This is a genomic window from Helicobacter apodemus, from assembly GCF_000765745.2.
GTDB lineage: Bacteria > Campylobacterota > Campylobacteria > Campylobacterales > Helicobacteraceae > Helicobacter_D > Helicobacter_D apodemus.
On sequence record NZ_JRPC02000066.1, the window covers coordinates 1 to 1,858 of the forward strand.

At 35.4% G+C, this 1,858-nt stretch carries 1 protein-coding gene; it reads right to left on the minus strand.

The features are described from left to right. Positions 1-1,858 (minus strand): hypothetical protein (locus tag LS72_RS11025; protein ID WP_414458070.1); only part of this gene is annotated, 1,858 nt, incomplete at both ends.

The following is a 1,858-nucleotide window of genomic DNA, read 5'->3' on the forward strand; positions in this document are numbered from 1 at the left end:
CACTGCCTTTATTTTCAATACTTACTTTACCACCTCCACTAGCACTAACTCCACCTACTAAGGTGGCATTATCAGAGTTAGTAATACTAATAGGAGCATTACCACTAGCACTAATGCTTCCTCCTATGCTACCACTCCCAGAGTTGTTAATTTTTAATTCAGCATTACCTGCTGTTTTAATATCTCCTCCAATACTTCCAGAGTTAGAAATACTAATAGGGGCATTACCATTTGTTGTAATACTTCCTTGGATATTACCACCATTATTAGTAATGTTAGTTTTACCATTAGAGGTGATACCTCCATTTATCTTACCACTTCCAGAGTTAGTAATGTTTAAAGGAGCATTACCAGAGCTTGTAATACTTCCTTGGATACCTTGAGGGCTAGAGTTAGTAATAGTTATAGGAGCATCTCCTGTTGATTTAATATCCCCTCCAATGTTAGCATTGCCTTCATTTTTAATACTAATAGGAGCATTACCACTAGCACTAATGCTTCCTCCTATACTACTATTACCAGAGTTATTAATACTAATAGGGGCACTAGAGGAAGAAGTGATATTTCCTCCTATGCTACCACTCCCAGAGTTAGTAATACTAAGAGGGACATTATCACTAGCACTAATGTTTCCTCCTATGCTACCATTTCCTTTATTTTCAATAACTAAAGGAGTATCTCCAGAAGCACTAATACTTGCTTCAATCTTTCCTTGATTAGAAATACCTGTTGGAGCTTCTATCTTTCCTGCAATATCAATATTACCTGTAATTTGATTATTGGCTGCTACTGCTATAGCTGCTCCACTTTGACTTTTAATAGTGGAGCCTTTTTTGACTTCTATGCCTCCAAGTTCAAGTTTTTTAGAAGTGCCTTGAATATCAATGCTAATAGCACTTTTTTGAGATTCTAAGGAGCTACCTTCCTCTAAGATGATTTTGCCTATTTTTTCGTTATCTTTACCTGTATCTAAATTAGGAACATAAAGTTTAGTAACACTAATTGCATTATCTTTTGCTTTTATAGTTCCTTTATTGATAATCGTCTCTATACTATTACCCACCGTATAGACAATACCACTGCTATTAGCAGATATAAGAACACCCTCATTAATGAAAGTTTTTATCTTACTAACTTGCTTGTTTGGTTCTCCATATACCGTAAATGCACCAGCTTGAGAGTGTTTTCCTGTTGTTTCTATTGTTCCTTTGTTGATGATGGTTTGAATCGTGCTAGCTCGTACAGCAACACCTCTTCCACCTTTAATAATGCCTTCATTAGTAAAGGTTCCTATGGTAGATCTTCCTATATCTACAGATGTTTTAGAAGGAGAATTTGCCAGTGCTGTGCCGGTATTCTCTATCGTGCCTTTGTTGGTGAAGTTATCAACAGTGGAAGCATATATCCGCATATTTATATGTGCTGGACCTTGTATAGTCCCTGTATTTGTAAAAGTGTTTATCTTAGCACCATAAAGTGTAACATTGTCGTCAGCTATATTTTGTATTAACCCACTATTTGTCAAGGTTTTAATATCGGCATGTCTAACACTGAGACTCTTTTGTTTATGATGAAAGATTGTCCCACTATTAGTAAAGTTCTCTATGGTTACTTTTTGTCCGTTTGAACCAGCCCAATAATTACTACTCACATGATTTAGTGATACATCTGATATACTCCCACTATTCTCAAAATTACTTATACTACTCCCCCCTAAAATATTAAGACCTGTGCGATTATTCCCCTCACTCTTAATAGTCCCACTATTACTAAAACTCTCTATGGTAGATTTATTAATAAATACTGCATCCCTACTATTAGTCTCTTTAGTAAGAATAGTTCCACTATTATTAAAATT